The organism is Streptomyces sp. NPDC050658 (genome assembly GCF_044457025.1).
In the GTDB taxonomy this organism is placed as follows: domain Bacteria; phylum Actinomycetota; class Actinomycetes; order Streptomycetales; family Streptomycetaceae; genus Streptomyces.
In genome coordinates this window covers 27,694-42,986 of sequence record NZ_JBITGM010000021.1, presented here as the reverse complement: position 1 = coordinate 42,986, position 15,293 = coordinate 27,694, and the positions used below count along the sequence as shown (strand labels likewise).

The 15,293-nt window shown below is 69.0% G+C and carries 17 protein-coding genes and 1 pseudogene; 7 read left to right on the top strand and 11 right to left on the bottom strand.

Features of this window, described 5'->3' with window-relative positions; all coding sequences use genetic code 11:
- Window positions 1-1,415: 1,415 nt before the first annotated feature.
- The 5 genes and pseudogenes from ACIBKX_RS40075 to ACIBKX_RS40055 all read right to left on the bottom strand — a co-directional run bounded on the left by ACIBKX_RS40075 (window position 1,416) and on the right by ACIBKX_RS40055 (window position 3,684).
- The gene (locus ACIBKX_RS40075) at window positions 1,416-1,862 is read right to left on the bottom strand and encodes a DUF6086 family protein (protein WP_363277490.1); all 447 of its coding nucleotides are present in this window, start codon (window positions 1,860-1,862) and stop codon (window positions 1,416-1,418) included.
- 15 nt (window positions 1,863-1,877) lie between these two features.
- Window positions 1,878-2,372: a GNAT family N-acetyltransferase gene (locus ACIBKX_RS40070; RefSeq protein ID WP_399377303.1), complete on the bottom strand. Its 495-nt coding sequence runs from the start codon at window positions 2,370-2,372 to the stop codon at window positions 1,878-1,880.
- Between the two features lie 30 nt (window positions 2,373-2,402).
- Window positions 2,403-2,636: a DUF397 domain-containing protein gene (locus tag ACIBKX_RS40065; protein ID WP_363277532.1), complete on the bottom strand. Its 234-nt coding sequence runs from the start codon at window positions 2,634-2,636 to the stop codon at window positions 2,403-2,405.
- Window positions 2,637-2,666: 30 nt separating this feature from the next.
- Window positions 2,667-2,828 (bottom strand): annotated as a pseudogene (locus ACIBKX_RS40060) (DUF397 domain-containing protein); the annotation flags it as partial.
- Window positions 2,829-2,838: 10 nt separating this feature from the next.
- Window positions 2,839-3,684: a helix-turn-helix transcriptional regulator gene (locus ACIBKX_RS40055; protein ID WP_363277491.1), complete on the bottom strand. Its 846-nt coding sequence runs from the start codon at window positions 3,682-3,684 to the stop codon at window positions 2,839-2,841.
- Between the two features lie 312 nt (window positions 3,685-3,996).
- On the opposite strand from ACIBKX_RS40055, the gene ACIBKX_RS40050 reads away from it, so the two are divergent.
- From ACIBKX_RS40050 to ACIBKX_RS40040, 3 genes are all read left to right on the top strand, one after another.
- Complete coding sequence (locus tag ACIBKX_RS40050) at window positions 3,997-4,182, top strand: hypothetical protein (protein ID WP_363277492.1); 186 nt, start codon at window positions 3,997-3,999, stop codon at window positions 4,180-4,182.
- 93 nt (window positions 4,183-4,275) lie between these two features.
- A complete protein-coding gene (locus tag ACIBKX_RS40045) occupies window positions 4,276-5,286 on the top strand; it encodes an NlpC/P60 family protein (RefSeq protein ID WP_363277493.1) in 1,011 nt (336 codons plus the stop codon).
- A gap of 348 nt (window positions 5,287-5,634) precedes the next feature.
- The gene (locus ACIBKX_RS40040; protein ID WP_363277494.1) at window positions 5,635-6,339 is read left to right on the top strand and encodes a phosphatase PAP2 family protein; all 705 of its coding nucleotides are present in this window, start codon (window positions 5,635-5,637) and stop codon (window positions 6,337-6,339) included.
- A gap of 340 nt (window positions 6,340-6,679) precedes the next feature.
- Here ACIBKX_RS40040 and ACIBKX_RS40035 read toward each other — a convergent pair whose 3' ends face one another.
- Window positions 6,680-8,242, bottom strand: a complete 1,563-nt coding sequence (locus ACIBKX_RS40035; RefSeq protein ID WP_363277495.1) for an FAD-binding oxidoreductase — start codon at window positions 8,240-8,242, stop codon at window positions 6,680-6,682.
- 69 nt (window positions 8,243-8,311) lie between these two features.
- On the bottom strand, window positions 8,312-8,467 hold the full coding sequence (locus tag ACIBKX_RS40030; RefSeq protein WP_363277496.1) for a hypothetical protein: 156 nt from the start codon (window positions 8,465-8,467) through the stop codon (window positions 8,312-8,314).
- Window positions 8,468-8,587: 120 nt separating this feature from the next.
- Between ACIBKX_RS40030 and ACIBKX_RS40025 the strand changes: the two genes are divergently transcribed.
- Both ACIBKX_RS40025 and ACIBKX_RS40020 read left to right on the top strand, forming a co-directional pair.
- Window positions 8,588-9,406 (top strand): hypothetical protein, encoded by an 819-nt coding sequence (locus ACIBKX_RS40025; protein ID WP_363277497.1) that lies wholly within the window; start codon window positions 8,588-8,590, stop codon window positions 9,404-9,406.
- Between the two features lie 225 nt (window positions 9,407-9,631).
- On the top strand, window positions 9,632-9,826 hold the full coding sequence (locus ACIBKX_RS40020) for a hypothetical protein (RefSeq protein ID WP_399377298.1): 195 nt from the start codon (window positions 9,632-9,634) through the stop codon (window positions 9,824-9,826).
- Between the two features lie 71 nt (window positions 9,827-9,897).
- Here the strand turns inward: ACIBKX_RS40020 and ACIBKX_RS40015 are convergent, their stop codons facing one another.
- Window positions 9,898-10,254, bottom strand: coding sequence for a metal-sensitive transcriptional regulator (locus ACIBKX_RS40015; protein ID WP_363277499.1), 357 nt, complete (start codon window positions 10,252-10,254; stop codon window positions 9,898-9,900).
- 197 nt (window positions 10,255-10,451) lie between these two features.
- On the opposite strand from ACIBKX_RS40015, the gene ACIBKX_RS40010 reads away from it, so the two are divergent.
- Window positions 10,452-11,072: a DUF47 family protein gene (locus ACIBKX_RS40010; protein ID WP_363277500.1), complete on the top strand. Its 621-nt coding sequence runs from the start codon at window positions 10,452-10,454 to the stop codon at window positions 11,070-11,072.
- Between the two features lie 8 nt (window positions 11,073-11,080).
- Entirely contained in the window at window positions 11,081-12,079 is a 999-nt protein-coding gene (locus ACIBKX_RS40005; protein ID WP_363277501.1) for an inorganic phosphate transporter, read from the top strand.
- Window positions 12,080-12,243: 164 nt separating this feature from the next.
- Here ACIBKX_RS40005 and pstB read toward each other — a convergent pair whose 3' ends face one another.
- The 3 genes from pstB to pstC all read right to left on the bottom strand — a co-directional run bounded on the left by pstB (window position 12,244) and on the right by pstC (window position 15,189).
- Window positions 12,244-13,020, bottom strand: a complete 777-nt coding sequence (gene pstB / locus ACIBKX_RS40000) for a phosphate ABC transporter ATP-binding protein PstB (RefSeq protein WP_363277502.1) — start codon at window positions 13,018-13,020, stop codon at window positions 12,244-12,246.
- Between the two features lie 76 nt (window positions 13,021-13,096).
- Entirely contained in the window at window positions 13,097-14,170 is a 1,074-nt protein-coding gene (gene pstA / locus ACIBKX_RS39995) for a phosphate ABC transporter permease PstA (protein WP_363277504.1), read from the bottom strand.
- Window positions 14,167-15,189 carry a phosphate ABC transporter permease subunit PstC gene (gene pstC / locus ACIBKX_RS39990; protein ID WP_363277505.1) on the bottom strand — a complete coding sequence of 341 codons (1,023 nt, stop codon included), beginning with the start codon at window positions 15,187-15,189 and terminating at the stop codon, window positions 14,167-14,169. Before pstC ends, pstA begins: the two co-directional genes overlap by 4 nt.
- Window positions 15,190-15,293 lie beyond the last annotated feature (104 nt).

Below are 15,293 nucleotides of genomic sequence, written 5' to 3'. Positions count from 1 at the left end.
CGCCGATTCCGCTTGCGCTCCACCCTTGACAGGCCCGCCTCCACCGCAGTGACCTTCTTGACCGGGCGGCCCAGGGGGTGGGGCTCACGGGGAGGACCCATCGTGTGCCCGGTCTTCCTGCCGGGTGCGGACTGGTTCGTTTGGGGCTCGGTCATGAGGGGAGGGCGCCGCCTGCCAGGCCGGCTTGGCTCCGGATCCTGGGCGGCCGTCGTGCCGTCTGCGGACTGGTTCGCGCAGGGCGCCGCCGGATGGAAGGAGCGGGGGTGCGCGATCGGTCCGGGAATGGGTCCCGGTCTCGTCAGGCGTCAGGCGGACGGTGAACTGGCTCACTGGCCAGTGTGAATCGGACCGGGCCACCTCATCGGCTCCGGTCGGGCCGGAGGGGGTGGGGACCTACTTCGGCAAGGTTGCGTTTGCCTGTGCCGTGCGCCCCCCTTGTGCCAGAACACAACTTTGCCGAAGTAGGCCCCCGACCCCCGGGGCCTGGCCCCCGAGTCTGGCAAACGGTCAGCGGCAATCGCGCTAGTGAGGATCCGGGTGCGGCCGGGCCAGCGTTGACCGATGCCGGATGACGGATGGTGGATGACGCGTCGCGGGTCGGGGGGCGGCGGCGATGAAGGGGAGGCGGCCGGGGTGTGTGTGACTGGCGTGGTCTCGCAGCCCTCCCACACCCTCACTCCATCCCGGCATATCGGTCATATCGGGTGCCGAGAGGGCTGATTGGGGGCGGGATCCAGGAAAGTCCCGCGGAATGGCCCCAGATGGCGGCGTGTCGTGGGACTTTCCCCCAAGCCTGCACCAAAGCCCCCTTCGGGAAGCCCCTTCAGGAAGTCCCCTCGGGAAGTCCCCTCGGGCGATCCCTGACCCCCTCACGGGACCTCTGCCGTCTGCCACCGAAGCAGCCCTGCCCTCCCTCCGCCGGTCGCCGGGCGGCCTCACCGGGTGACCGAGCTCCACCGAACCAGTCCGCAGACGGCACGACGGCCGCCCAGGGTCCGGAGCCAAGCCGGCCTGGCAGGCGGCGCCCTCCCCTCATGACCGAGCCGCACCGAACCAGTCCGCAGACGGCCGGACGGCCCGGCACCGCCACCGGAGCCAGGCCGGCCTGTCGGGCGGCTCCCCCTCGCCTGACCGAGCCGTACCGAACCAGTCCGCACCCGGCACGAAGACCGAACCGCCCCACCGGTCCTCCCCGTGAGCCCCACCCCCTGGGCCGCCCGGTCAAGAAGGTCTCTGCGGTGGAGGTGGGCCTGTCAAGGGTGGAGCGCAAGCGGAATCGGCGAAGCCGACGCCCGTAGGGCGCCCTTTACAGGGGCGCCGGAACCGCCACACTCCGCAGAAGCCGGGCGGCCCCGGCCACCATCAACGACACCGGCCCACCCAAAGCACCCTGCCCCTACCGAGCCCCGCCTGGCTCAGCGGGGCATCCAGTGGGCCATTTCCCGGGCCCGTGTGTCGAGCGCGGTGATGTCGGGTGACGGGGCGGCCCAGGGGCGGCCGGGCGTTTGAACGTCCTGCTGGGCGTCGCCGCACGCGTGGGCGGACACCGATTCGGGCATCTCCACCTCGATTCCCGCACGCCACGCAAGCGCGAGCGCCGTCGCCGCGAAACCCTCGGAGAGCGCGAGGATCACGGAGTGCCCCGTCCGGCAGTGCCAGGCGACCAGGCCCCGTGTGAACTCCGCGTACACCGCCGGATCCACCTCGAGCGTGTCCGGGTCACCCCAATGCCTTCCCTGGCCGATTCCCGAGGGCAGGCCGAGCTCCGCCTCGAAGACCTCTAGCTGCCGCAGGAAGAGGCGGCCGGCACCGTTCGATGGGTTCCACAGCGTTTCGTCACCGATGTCGAAGTACATGCTCATCGCACGTCCCCCTGCTCAGCGGTACTCCATCTCGTACTCATCGCCCACCACCGCCGTCCGCTCGAACCCCGCCCTGCGATACGCCGCCTCCGCCCGGGCGTTGTCCACGTGGACGAAGAGCCGTACGCGGGTGATGTCCCGCTGGGCCAGGGCCCAGGCGACGGCCGCGCGGAACAGGTTCGGGGCGACCGTGCCGCCTCGGTGTTCCTCCCGTACGAAGACGGCGACGACGTGCGCCTGACGGTGCTCGATGGGCCGCCCTGTGAAGTCCTCGGTCCCGGGCTCCTCGACGAGTACCGTCACCGAACCCGCCCAGTCGCCGCGTGGCCCCTCCGCCACGAACTGCCTGTTCGGCCCGCCCTCGGAGCTGCCGGCAGCGCGGTCCTTCCAGAACTGGTCCGGCTGGGCCGCCGCCTGCTCGTACGTCTCCAGGAACGCGATGGGCGCCGCCGGGTCGCGCAGGGCCTCCAGGCGGAGCCGCTTGGCCGCGGGCCAGTCGTCGGCGTGGATTTCCCTGACCGTGTAGTCGCTGGTGATGGCCTAGATCCCTTCGACTCCCTCGACGAAGTGGTCGAACTCGCCCGCCTGTACGCCGAGTACGAAGGCGTCCCACTTCTTCTGGGTGGTGGTGACGACGTTCTCCGGGTCGCTGGTCTCCCGGAGGTACACCGCGTCGCCCGGGCCGAAGGCGATTTCGATCCAGGGGCCGGGGCCTTGCTCGCCCTCGGGGGCGGCGCGGATCCAGTCGAGGTCAGTGGGGATGGATTCGGGCATGGGGGCCTTCCTGGGGGCGAGGGTTCGCAGGAGCACCTCGAAAGCCGCCGGTCGTGCGGCGAGTATCGCTCCGCTGGGGTCGGCGCTTTCGGTCAGATGGAGTGTTGTGCCGGTGGGGGATGCGGCCATTTGTACGCAGGAGTCACCTTGGCCGCAGTACGAGGAGCGCTGCCAGTCGAGGGCACGGGGCATGTTGTTCCCTTCAGAGTTCGTGGATCAGGTTGCGGATGAGATCCCGTGACTTCGTCGGGTCCAGGGAGAGGTCCTCAACTCTGTCGAGAAGCACGCGGTACATCTCCAACTGGGCCTCGGCATCAAGGAACGCGGGCCCGTGCGACTGGTCCAGGTGGACGGTGTCCAGCTGCGGGACCTGGCCGCTGGAGTAGAAGAGCGACTGCCCCGACCCGGGGAAGGACCCGGCGGCGAACGGAAGGACCTTGACCGTGACGTGGTCCCGCTCGCTCATGTCCAGCAGGTGCTGCAACTGCCCCTTGGCGACGACAGCTCCGCCGAACTGCATCCGCAGGGCCGCCTCGTGGATGATCGCCAGGTACGGGCTCGGCCGATCTCCGAAGAGGACGGCCTGCCGTTTGACCCGGAACGACACCCGGTGCTCCACGTCCGGCGGCGTGAACTCGGGGACGACCTGCCGGAACAGCTCGCGGGCGTGCTCGGCGGTCTGGAGCAGCCCGGGGATGTGAACCGTGATGGCCGTACGCAACCGCGTGGCGTGGTGCTCGACTTCGGCGAGATCCAGCAGTCCGGCGGGCAGGATCTCTCGGTACTCCTCCCACCACCCACGCTTGCGGTCGCCCGTCATGTCGGCGATGGCCTCGATGAGTGCCTTGTCCGAGCACTTGTATTGGCGGGCCAGCACCCGCACACGCTCCGGGCTGACGCCAAGCCGCCCGGACTCCATGTTGCTGACCTGGTTCTGCTTCACGCCGAGCAGCTTTCCTGCCTCCGTCGACGTGAGACCGGCACGTTCACGGAGCTTGCGCAGCTCACTGCCCAGCCGGAGTTGACGTCCCGTCGGGTTGGTTCTCACGGGCGCGCTCGCCTCTCCTCTGTCCAGTCACTCACACGAGTGGCCGTGAAGAACTTTGCAGGGTTTCGATTAACAGCTTAACCAGACGTCGCTACGTTACGAGTGGCGCCAACCCCCGGAAGCACCCCGCTCGACGGAGCGGCAACGTCACCGGACACAGATCCGTACCGCGACCAACTGCCATCCCTGAACGGAGAGTTCCATGCTCCCCACAACCGTATCCCCGCCCTGGGCCTACACCCTCCAACTCCCCCACGACCCCCGCGCCCCCTCCGTCTCCGCGAGGCCGCCCCGCAGGGGATCCGCGTCGCCGTGTGGGACTCCAACCCGCAGATCCCGCCCGGATTCGGCGGCACCGGTGGGCCGCCCGCCCCCGTGGACGCCGAGAGCGGGCGGGGGCTGGAGCTCGTGCGGGCCTGCGCGGACGCATGGGGCGCGGTTCCGCTCGGCGGTGGGCCCAGCGGCAAGCTGCTCTGGGCCGAGTGCGCCCGGAAGTGACCTGGCGCGCACGGGCCAAGATCACCCTTAGGCGTAGGCGCCCCCTCTACACTTACCCGCGGTGGACTCCCGTGTGCTGAGGGGTGGTTGACGGTGCGTAAGGCTTGGCTGGTCGCAGCCGTCAGTATGGGCGGGGCGATGAGTTTCGTCGCCCTGCTCGTCGTGGGGACGTACATGGCCGCCGGGAGCATCGCGAGCGGGGCCGGGCAGGGGAACGTCGGGCTGGCGAAGGGGGCCGTGCCCGCCACCTATCAGCCGCTCGTGCAGAAGTGGGGGAATCTCTGCAAGGCCATCAACCCCGCGCTGCTCGCCGCCCAGCTGTATCAGGAGAGCGGGTTCAATCCCAACGCCAAGAGTCCGGCGAAGGCTCAGGGGATAGCGCAGTTCATTCCGGGGACCTGGGCCACGCACGGGCTTGACGGGGACGGGGACGGGGACCGGGATGTCTGGGATCCGCAGGACGCCATTCCGTCCGCCGCTTCGTACGACTGCAAACTCGCCAGTTATGTGAAGGACGCGCCCGGCAACCCGACCAAGAACATGCTCGCCGCTTACAACGCCGGCGCGTACGCCGTCATCAAGTACGGCGGCGTACCCCCTTACCGCGAGACCCAGAATTACGTGAAGACCATCACGACCCTGGAGAAGAGCTTCGCCCGGCCCGTCGGACGGGTGCAGCCCTCGCAGCAGGCCGCCGGAGCCATCTACTACGCGCAGAAGAAGCTCGGCACCGAGTATCTGTGGGGCGGTAATGGAACCGCCGAGCAGAACGGAAGATTCGACTGTTCCGGACTTACCCTCGCCGCCTATCGCAGCGTCGGCATCACGCTGCCCCGCGTCGCCAACGATCAGTACAACGCGGGGCCGCATCCGAAACGGGACGAGCTTCTCCCCGGTGACCTGGTGTTCTTCTCCGACGACCTCACCAATTCCCGGGCCATCCGGCACGTCGGGATCTATGTCGGCGGCGGCTACATGATCGACGCGCCGCGACCGGGCGCCGTGATCCGCTTCGACCCGATCGATACGCCGGACTATTTTGGCGCGACTCGTGTCACGGAGGACGGGGCGAAGGCCCTGCCGGACAAGCCGTCGGCCGCCTGAGGGAACACCCGAGGGAACGCCCGAGGGAAGCCGAACCGGGGGCGTGCGCTGGGTGTACGCGGGGTGTGATGTGGCTTGAACTCTCCGTCAGCGCGCCCCCCTGAGCTGCGGTGATGAGTCTCTCTTCGGTAACGTCTGAGTGATCATTCGGTGGAGAGCGGAACGTAGTGGAGGGGGCCATGCGTTCCCTTGACTGGACGCGACTGAACGTGACTGAACGGCGAGACCCACCCAGCAGGCAGCACTGACCACGCAGCGAGCGGCACTGATCACGGGGGTTGATGGAGGGCGTACGAAATGTGCGCCCACAACTAGTAGACCGATGCGAAGACAAGGGGCCGCGGCACCATGGCTGGACTCGATACAACCGGGTCGAACCCCGACGTCAGCCTGCTCTACGACATCAACGGCCTGGCCGAGGATTCGCCGGGCTGGTTGGCGAAGTCGATGGAATTCATCGGTGAGTACGGGCTGTTGCTCGCGCTCGTCCTGCTGGTCGTCTGGTGCTGGTGGGGGCAGCGGAAGAGAGGGTCGCTCGATGAGGCGGCCGCTTCCGTGGCCGCCGTCGTATGGGCGCCGCTTGCCGCCGGGATCGCGGTGCTCGTAAATGTGCCGATCCGCGGATTTGTGGAACGGCCTCGGCCTTTCAAGGTCCATGACGGGCTTGAGGTCCTTGTCGACGGAAAGACCGACTTCTCCTTTGTGAGCGATCACGCGACGTTGGCGATGGCTCTGGGTGCCGGGCTTTTCGTCGCCAACCGGAAGTTCGGTCTGGCGGGCATTGCGATCGCACTGGTCGAAGGGTTCTGCCGGGTCTTCATGGGCGTGCACTATCCGACCGATGTCGTGGGCGGGTTCGCGCTGGGCACTGCCGTGGCGTTGCTGCTTTCCCCGCTGGCCATGGCCCTGCTGACGCCGCTGGCTAAGGCTGTCGGGCGGTCCGGGCGGGGTGCGTGGCTGGTGTGGGCCGGGCCGCGGGAGGTGGCGGCGGTGGCTCAGCCCCGCTCGGCGTCGTCGGCTGTGGCGCCGGACGACCGGGACCTGGCGGCCTAGCGTCGTCCGCCGCCTCGCGGCGGCGGCGCAGCAGCCACCAGCCGGTGCCGGCGGCCGCGGCAGAGACGCCGGCCGAGGCGGCGGCGAGGGGGCCGGCCTCGGGGTGTTCCCGGGTGGCGGCGTGGGCGGTGGGCGCGGAGAGGGCAAGGACGGCCGCGGTGGCCGCGGCCGAGGCCGCTATTCGTGAGGTCATGCCTTCAGGGCAGCGGGGTCCTGCGCAGTGGGCCACCCGAGGGCGTGTCGCGGGGGCTGTTCGAGTTGCGGTGTCGTTCGTCTGGGGTACCGGCGACTCTCCCGGCCACGGAGGACCGAAGAGCCAGATCGCCTGCTTGCAGAAGAGCTAGATCGCCTGCTTGTAGTCGAACACCCGCGACGGGTCATACCGCCGCTTCAGCTTCTGCAGGCGCGGTGCCGCATCCCCGTAGTACGCCTTGCGCCAGTCGCGGAGGGTCGGGTCCGCGTAGTTCTGGTAGGCCGCGCCCGAGGCGTAGCGGGACATCGCGGCATGGGCGGTTTTCAGCCAGGCCTGGGCGCCGGTGCCGGAGGTTCCGGGGCGCCACGACGCGATGTACTGGGCCAGCATCCGCGAGCGGCGGTGGACGAACGCCGTGGCGCCCGGATCCACCCGGTTGATCGCGCCGCCGAGTGCCGTCAGCGCGATGCTGCCCGCGCTCGCCCCCGTCACGTTCTCGATCTGCGTCAGCATCGCCCGCACCCCGGCCGAGGACAGCGAGCGGTCGAAGAAGTCCGAACTCGCCGCGTACGTCTCGCGGTTGAGCGCTCCCTGCGGGCTGCGGCCCGGCGTCGAACCCGGCAGATGACACTGCGCGTCCGAGGAGAAGGAGGCGCAGCCCGCGTAGACCTCCATCGACTCCTCGTAGGAGCGGCGCTTCAGGGACACGCTGCGCGCCGGCGCGCCGATCTTGTCCGCCAGGCGGTCCACCGCGTTCTGGAGGTCGCCGTACGTGCCCAGGGAGAAGCACGCGACCGACACCGTCGGCGTACCCCCCGGCGTGTTCGCCAGGTGCGCCGAGGACCATATTTCGTCCGGCTGGTCCGGGCCCCACTCCTGCCACGCCTTGATCACCGCGGCCGCCTTCGACCACGGCCACGTCATGTACGCAGAGACCCCCTGCGGAGCGGCGTGCGTGCGGAACTCAAGGCCCGTCACCACCCCGAAGTTCCCGTTCCCCGCGCCCCGCAGCGCCCAGAACAGGTCCTTGTTCTCGCTCTTGTCGGCCCGCAGCTCCTTGCCGTCCGCCGTGATCAGCGTCGCCGCCGTCAGGCTGTCGCAGGTCAGGCCGTACGCCCGGGAGACCACACCGTGGCCGCCGCCGAGCGTCAGGCCCGAGACGCCCACGGTCGGGCAGGAGCCCGCGGGAATCGTCACGCCCTTCGCGGCGAGCGCGCGGTAGACGTCGATCAGCTTCGCCCCCGCGCCGACCGTCGCCGCCCCGCCGCCCGCGCGTATCTTGTTCAGCTTCGATACGTCGATGATCAGGCGGCCCGTGCCGGAGGACCAACCCCCGTAGGAATGGCCGCCGTTGCGGATCGATATCGGCACGTCATGGGCCCGCGCGTACTTCATCGTCGTACGGATGTCGTCCGCGTTCGCCACGTACGCGACCGCCGTCGGCTTCAGGCTGTCGTAACGGGTGTTGTAGAGCTGACGGGCCGCCGCCCACTGCGCCTCGCCGGGCTTGACCAGCGTGCCGTCCAGGTCCTTGCCGAGGGCGGTCAGGTTCGCCGCGGCCGACGTGGCGGCGCTCGACGTGCGGATGGGGGTGCCCGAGCGGGACGCCGAGCCACGCGGAGCGGCACCGCCGCCCGAACCACTGCAGCCCGCCACTGTCAGTGCCGCCGCTGCCGCAGCCGTCGTACCGATGAACGTCCGTCGCTCCATGACGCGCCTCCCCGTTGCTTCCCGGAGTACGAGACGGCGTACGGGGCGCCTGGGTTCCGCGAGCCGGGGCTACGCCTCCGAGGCGTGCGACTCCGCGTCCGTCCGCGCCTTGCTGCGTGCCCTGCGCGCCGGTCCGCGCCAGCCGCAGCTGCAGCGCGCCGCGCAGAAGCGGCCCTGCTCGATCGTCGTCGTGCGGTGCGGTTCCTGTCCCTGCTGCTCGGCCACCGCTCCACCGTACCCACCCTGGGCCGACGCTCTTCCGCGTGACGGGTCAACGTACCGGTCGTTACACGAGGCGACAGGGGGACACGGCTCCGCACGGGAAGGCTTGGGGGTAGGCAGGCGATGGGTCAGCGGCACAGGCGCACAGGCGGGGCGGTGGTCACGGCCGCCGCGGTGGGTCTCATGGCTGTCGCCACGGGCTGTTCGGGCAGCGGGGCCGCCGCCGACGACAGCCCGAGCGCCGAGGACGCCGTCGACGCGGTGCGCGGCTCCGCGGACACGCTGGTCCGGGCGGGCAGCTCCAAGGCCCGTACGTCCATGGAGATGGCGAGCGGCGGGACCCGCGTCACCATCCGAGGGCATGGTGCGTACGACTTCAGGAAGCAGCTGGGGCGGTTCGTGGTGGTGCTGCCGAAGGACCCGGCGGGCGCGGAGGAGCACCGGCCCATCACGGAGCTGATGGCGAGCGGCGCGCTCTACATGAAGAACCGCGGCGCCGGGGTGCCCGCCGACAAGTGGGTGCGGATCGACACGGCGACGCTCTCGGACGGCAATCTCGTCACCGGCGGCGCGACCGATCCGCTGGCCGCGGCGGAGCTGCTGCGGGGCGCGAGCAAGGCGACGTACGTGGGCGAGACGAAGGTCGCGGGTGTGCCGGTGCGGCACTACCGGGGCAGCGCCGATCTGCCGCGTGCGTCGCGGGCGGCCTCGGAGGGGCAGCGGAAGGCGCTGGGGGCGGCGGCGAAAGGGTTCAGCAAGGGGCGGGTGCCGTTCGACGCCTACCTCGACGAACAGGGGCGGCTGCGGAAGCTGCGCCAGGAGTTCAGCGTCTCGAACGCGGCGGTGGCGTCGACCACTCTGCTGTACGACTTCGGGGTGCGGGTGGACGTGCGGCTGCCGGCGAGCGAGGACATCTTCGCGGGGAAGATCGCCGAGAAATAGCGGCGCGCACGGCGGCTTGCCGGGGCGGGTACGGGGTACGCGGCTAGTCGCGTCCGGCGGTATGGAAATGGTCCGTCCGTGCCATGCGCGGCGTGTAGGGCGCTCCCTACTCTAGGAAGTCGGTACCGCCAGGACCGCCGGGAAGCACGGTCCGAAGGCCACACGGCCGTCAGGCCGACAGGTCGCAAGGTCGCAAGGTCGCAAGGTCAGGAAGAGGTGATGCACGTGGCTCTGGGACGCGGTACGACTGTTCAGGACCACGTCGCCCTCGCCGAGATCGAGTTGTGCGGCGAACTCATCATCGCTGCGTCCGCCGCGCGGGGCGAACGGCTCAGTGCCGATCGCATCGACGAGGTTCTGAATGTCTCCACGGAGAGCGTCTCCAGGGAGACGGAACAGCGGGCCGGGGAGCGGGACTAGTCCCGCCACCACCCTCGGCCGGGGGGGGCACGGCCCGGGCCCCGCCGTGTCTCACGTACGCAGCCGGTGTCTCACGTACGCATCATGCGGGCGATGGCCTTCGTGGCCTCCTCGACCTTCGCGTCGATCTCCGCGCCGCCCTTGACCGCCGCGTCGGCGACGCAGTGCCGCAGGTGCTCCTCAAGGAGCTGGAGGGCGAAGGACTGCAGGGCCTTCGTGCTCGCCGACACCTGCGTGAGTATGTCGATGCAGTAGGTGTCCTCCTCGACCATGCGCTGCAGGCCGCGGATCTGGCCCTCGATGCGGCGCAGCCGCTTGAGGTGCTCGTCCTTCTGCTTGTGGTAGCCGTGCACGCCCTGGTCGTGGCCCGCGTGCTCGGAGGGCGCCTCGGTGGTGGTGGCCACGCCGGCCGCCTCGGTGGTCGTCATCGCGTCCTCCTGCTGGACAGTGCCTGGACAGTCACTGGCTTCCCTATACCCCGGGTGGGTATAGGATACTCGATTCCCCGGGGGGTGTGCTGATCACTGTGCCTGATGGGCGACACTGGGGTCTGGCCGGTTAGCCGTGGCCGGATGATGCGCCTAGCATCAGCCTGACCGAATCCAAAGCACCCCGAGGACCCCACGTGCGCTTTCGTCTGACCCCCAGGGAGACGAGCTTCTACGACATGTTCGCCGCATCCGCGGACAACATTGTCACGGGCTCGAAGCTCCTTATGGAACTGCTCGGGGCGGACGCCTCCGCCCGAGCCGAGATCGCAGAGCGTATGCGGGCAGCGGAGCACGCTGGAGACGACGCGACCCACGCGATCTTCCACCAGCTGAACTCCTCCTTCATCACGCCGTTCGACCGCGAGGACATCTACTCCCTCGCTTCGTCCCTCGACGACATCATGGACTTCATGGAGGAGGCCGTCGACCTGGTCGTCCTCTATCAGGTCGAGGAGCTCCCCAAGGGTGTCGAGCAGCAGATCGAGGTCCTTTCGCGGGCCGCCGAGCTGACCGCCGAGGCCATGCCGAATCTGCGGACCATGGACAACCTCACCGAGTACTGGATCGAGGTCAACCGTCTGGAGAACCAGGCCGACCAGATTCACCGCAAGCTCCTCGCGCACCTTTTCAACGGCAAGTACGACGCCATTGAGGTGCTGAAGCTCAAGCAGATCGTCGATGTGCTCGAAGAGGCAGCCGACGCGTTCGAGCACGTGGCCAACACGGTGGAGACCATCGCGGTCAAGGAGTCCTGATCCCCTCCATGGACACCTTTGCTTTGATCGTGACGATCGGCGTCGCGCTCGGATTTACGTATACGAATGGCTTTCACGACTCCGCGAACGCCATCGCCACGTCCGTTTCCACGCGTGCGCTGACGCCGCGCGCGGCGCTCGCCATGGCCGCGGTGATGAACCTCGCCGGTGCCTTCATGGGCAGCGGGGTCGCCAAGACCGTCAGTGAGGGGATCATCGAGACCCCGCACGGCGACAAGGGGATGTGGATCCTCTTCGCGGCGCTCATCGGCGCCATCGTGTGGAACCTCATCACCTGGTACTTCGGACTCCCCTCGTCCTCGTCGCACGCGCTGTTCGGCGGAATGGTCGGCGCGGCGCTCGCGGGCGGCATCGGGGTCATCTGGTCCGGGGTCGTCGACAAGATCGTCATTCCGATGTTCCTGTCGCCGCTGGTCGGCCTCGTCGCCGGTTACCTGGTGATGTGCGCGATCATGTGGATGTTCCGCAAGTCCAACCCGCACAAGGCCAAGCGCGGATTCCGTATCGCGCAGACCGTGTCGGCGGCGGGAATGGCCCTCGGTCACGGTCTGCAGGACGCCCAGAAGACGATGGGCATCGTGGTAATGGCCCTCGTCATCTCCGATGTGCAGAGCGCGGACGCGCCGATCCCGGTGTGGGTCAAGATCGCCTGTGCGGTGATGCTGTCGGCCGGTACGTACGCGGGCGGCTGGCGCATCATGCGCACCCTCGGCCGCAAGATCATCGAGCTGGACCCGCCGCAGGGCTTCGCCGCCGAGACCACCGGCGCGGGCATCATGTTCACGACCGCGTTCATGTTCCACGCGCCGATCTCGACGACTCACGTCATCACCTCCGCGATCATGGGTGTGGGCGCGACGAAGCGGGTGAACGCGGTGCGCTGGGGTGTCGCCAAGAACATCATCCTGGGCTGGTTCATCACGATGCCCGCGGCTGCTTTGGTCGCTGCGCTCAGCTTCTGGATCGTGAATCTGGCGTTCTTGTAGTTCTTTGGCTGCGGGCCCGTTTCGGCTGGTCGCGCAGTTCCCCGCGCCCCTGCGGGGCACGGAAAGGCCCGCCCCCCGGGAGCCAGGGGGCGGGCCTTTCTTGTTGCCCCTGCGGTGGCACCGCCATGCAGCACCGCGGGGAGTCGGGGGATCTGCCTGACGGCCTAGCCGAAGCGGCCCGAGATGTAGTCCTCGGTCGCCTGCACCGACGGGTTGGAGAAGATCCGCTCCGTCTCGTCGATCTCGACGAGCTTGCCGGGCTGGCCGACCGCCGCGAGGTTGAAGAACGCCGTACGGTCCGAGACGCGCGCCGCCTGCTGCATGTTGTGCGTCACGATGACGATCGTGAAGCGCTCCTTCAGCTCGCCGATCAGGTCCTCGATGGCGAGGGTGGAGATCGGGTCGAGGGCCGAGCAGGGCTCGTCCATCAGGAGCACCTGCGGCTCGACCGCGATGGCGCGGGCGATGCACAGACGCTGCTGCTGACCGCCGGAGAGGCCCGAACCCGGCTTGTTCAGGCGGTCCTTGACCTCGTTCCAGAGGTTGGCGCCCTTGAGGGACTTCTCGACGATGGCGCTGAGTTCGGCCTTCTTGTACGAGCCGTTGAGCCGCAGGCCCGCCGCCACGTTGTCGAAGATCGACATCGTCGGGAACGGGTTCGGGCGCTGGAAGACCATGCCGACCGTGCGGCGCACCGCGACCGGGTCGACCCCGGTGCCGTACAGGTCCTCGTCGTCCAGGAGCACCTTGCCCTCGACGCGGCCGCCGGGGGTGACCTCGTGCATGCGGTTCAGGGTGCGCAGGAAGGTGGACTTGCCGCAGCCGGACGGGCCGATGAAGGCGGTCACGGAGCGCGGCTCCACGGTCATCGAGATGTCCTCGATGGCCTTGTGGGCACTGTAGTAAGCGGTCAGGCCCGATACGTCGATTCGCTTGGCCATGGGGATCACTGCTTTCGGGGGGTACGAGAGGGTCGCTGAGGTGGCTCCGTTTCCGTGGAGCCGCCCTATGGCCGCGTCAGCGGCCCGTCTTGGGGGCCTTCCAGCGGGCTACGCCGCGGGCCGCCAGGTTGAGGATCATGATGAAGCCGATGAGGGTGAGCGCCGCGGCCCAGGCACGGTCGTAACCGGCCTCGTTGCCCGCCGCGTACTGCTGGTAGATGTACAGCGGCAGCGACGCCTGCGAGCCCTCGAAGGGGTTCGTGTTGATCAGGGGGTTCACCCAGACCAGGAGCAGCACCGGCGCGGTCTCACCGGCGATACGGGCGACGGCGAGCATGACGCCCGTCGTGATGCCGCCGATCGCGGTGGGCAGGACCACCTTCAGGATGGTCCGCCACTTCGGTACGCCCAGGGCGAGCGAGGCCTCGCGCAGCTCGTTCGGTACGAGCTTGAGCATCTCCTCGGTGGAGCGCACGACCACCGGCATCATCAGGATGGCGAGCGCCATGGCGCCGGCCCAGCCGGAGAAGTCGAAGCCCAGGATCAGGATCCAGAAGCTGAGGACGAACAGGCCCGCGACGATCGACGGGATGCCGGTCATGACGTCCACGAAGAACGTGACGACCTTGGCGAGCCTCCCGCGTCCGTACTCGACGAGGTAGATCGCGGTGAGCAGGCCGATCGGTACGGCGATCACGGAGGCCAGGAGCACCTGCTCCAGGGTGCCGATGAGGGCGTGGTAGACACCGCCGCCCACCTCGTCGTCGGCGACGACACCCATCGAGTGGGTCAGGAAGTAGACGTCGAAGACCTTGATGCCGCGCTGCACGGTCTCGTAGATCAGCGAGGCCAGCGGGACGACGGCCAGCAGGAAGCCGACCCACACCAGCGAGGTCGCGAGGCGGTCCTTGGCCTGGCGGGCGCCTTCGACACTCACCGCGAGGACGTACGACGCGACGATGAAGAGGAGGGCGGCGATCAGGCCCCACTGCACACGGCTGTCCAGGCCGGCCCCGACGCCGACGGCGATCGCGGCGGCGGCCGAGCCGACGGCGACGGCCACCGGCGACCAGCGCGGCAGTGTCGCGGCCTTGAGCGTCGAGGGACGCTTGACCAGCGGATTGGGCGGGGTGGGTGTCGTGGTGCTCATGCGTTGGCCCCCGAGTACTCCTTGCGGCGCGCGATGATCATGCGGGCCGCGCCGTTGACCAGCAGCGTGATGATGAAGAGGACCAGACCGGACGCGATCAGGGCGTCCTGGCCGTACTCGCTCGCCTCGTTGAACTTGCTGGCGATGTTCTGGGCGAACGTGCCGCCGCCGAAGTCGAGCACGGAGGCCTGGATCACGAAGGTCGGGGAGAGCACGGTGGCGACGGCGATCGTCTCGCCGAGCGCGCGGCCGAGGCCCAGCATCGAGGCGGAGATGATGCCCGAGCGGGCGAAGGGGAGCACCGACATGCGGATGGTCTCCCAGCGCGTGGCGCCGAGCGCGAGCGCGGCCTCCTCGTGCATCTTCGGGACCTGGAGGAAGACCTCGCGGCTCACGTTCGTGATGATCGGCAGGATCATGATGGCGAGCAGGATGCCGACGGTCATCAGGGAGCGCGGGGCGCCGCCCTGGTACTCGAAGATCCCGGTCCAGCCGAAGTAGTCGTCGAGCCAGCTGTAGAGGCCGGTCAGGTTGGGCGCGACCACGAGGGCGCCCCAGAGGCCGTAGACGATCGAGGGCACGGCGGCCAGCAGGTCGATCACGAAGGCGATCGGGGTGGCCAGCCTGCGTGGCGCGTAGTGCGAGATGAACAGCGCGATGCCGATCGCGACGGGGACGGCGATCAGCAGGGCGATCACCGAGCTCACGACGGTGCCGAAGACCAGGACGGCGATGCCGAAGTACGGCTTGCCGCCGGTGGTGGCACCGGCCGGGTCCCACTCGAAGGTGGTGAGGAAGTTGCCGGTGTTGTCGGCGAGGGCGATCGTCGTGCGGTACGTCAGGAACACGGCGATGGCGGCCATGATCGTGAGCAGCGCGATGCCGGAACCTCGGGAGAGGCCGACGAAGATCTTGTCGCCGAGACGGCCGGCGCCTCGGGCGGCCGCCTTGCTCAGGGGAGCCGCGGGCTGCACGTCGTCGACGGGTGGAGGTGCGGTCGTATTGCTTGGTATATCCATGGGGTTCTCCGGTCTGCGGAGGCGCACTGCGCTTCAGGCAGGCGCTCCGTGGCGGCGGTGCACCGGACGGTGCGGCCGGCCCGGTCCTGCGGGGCCGGCCGCAC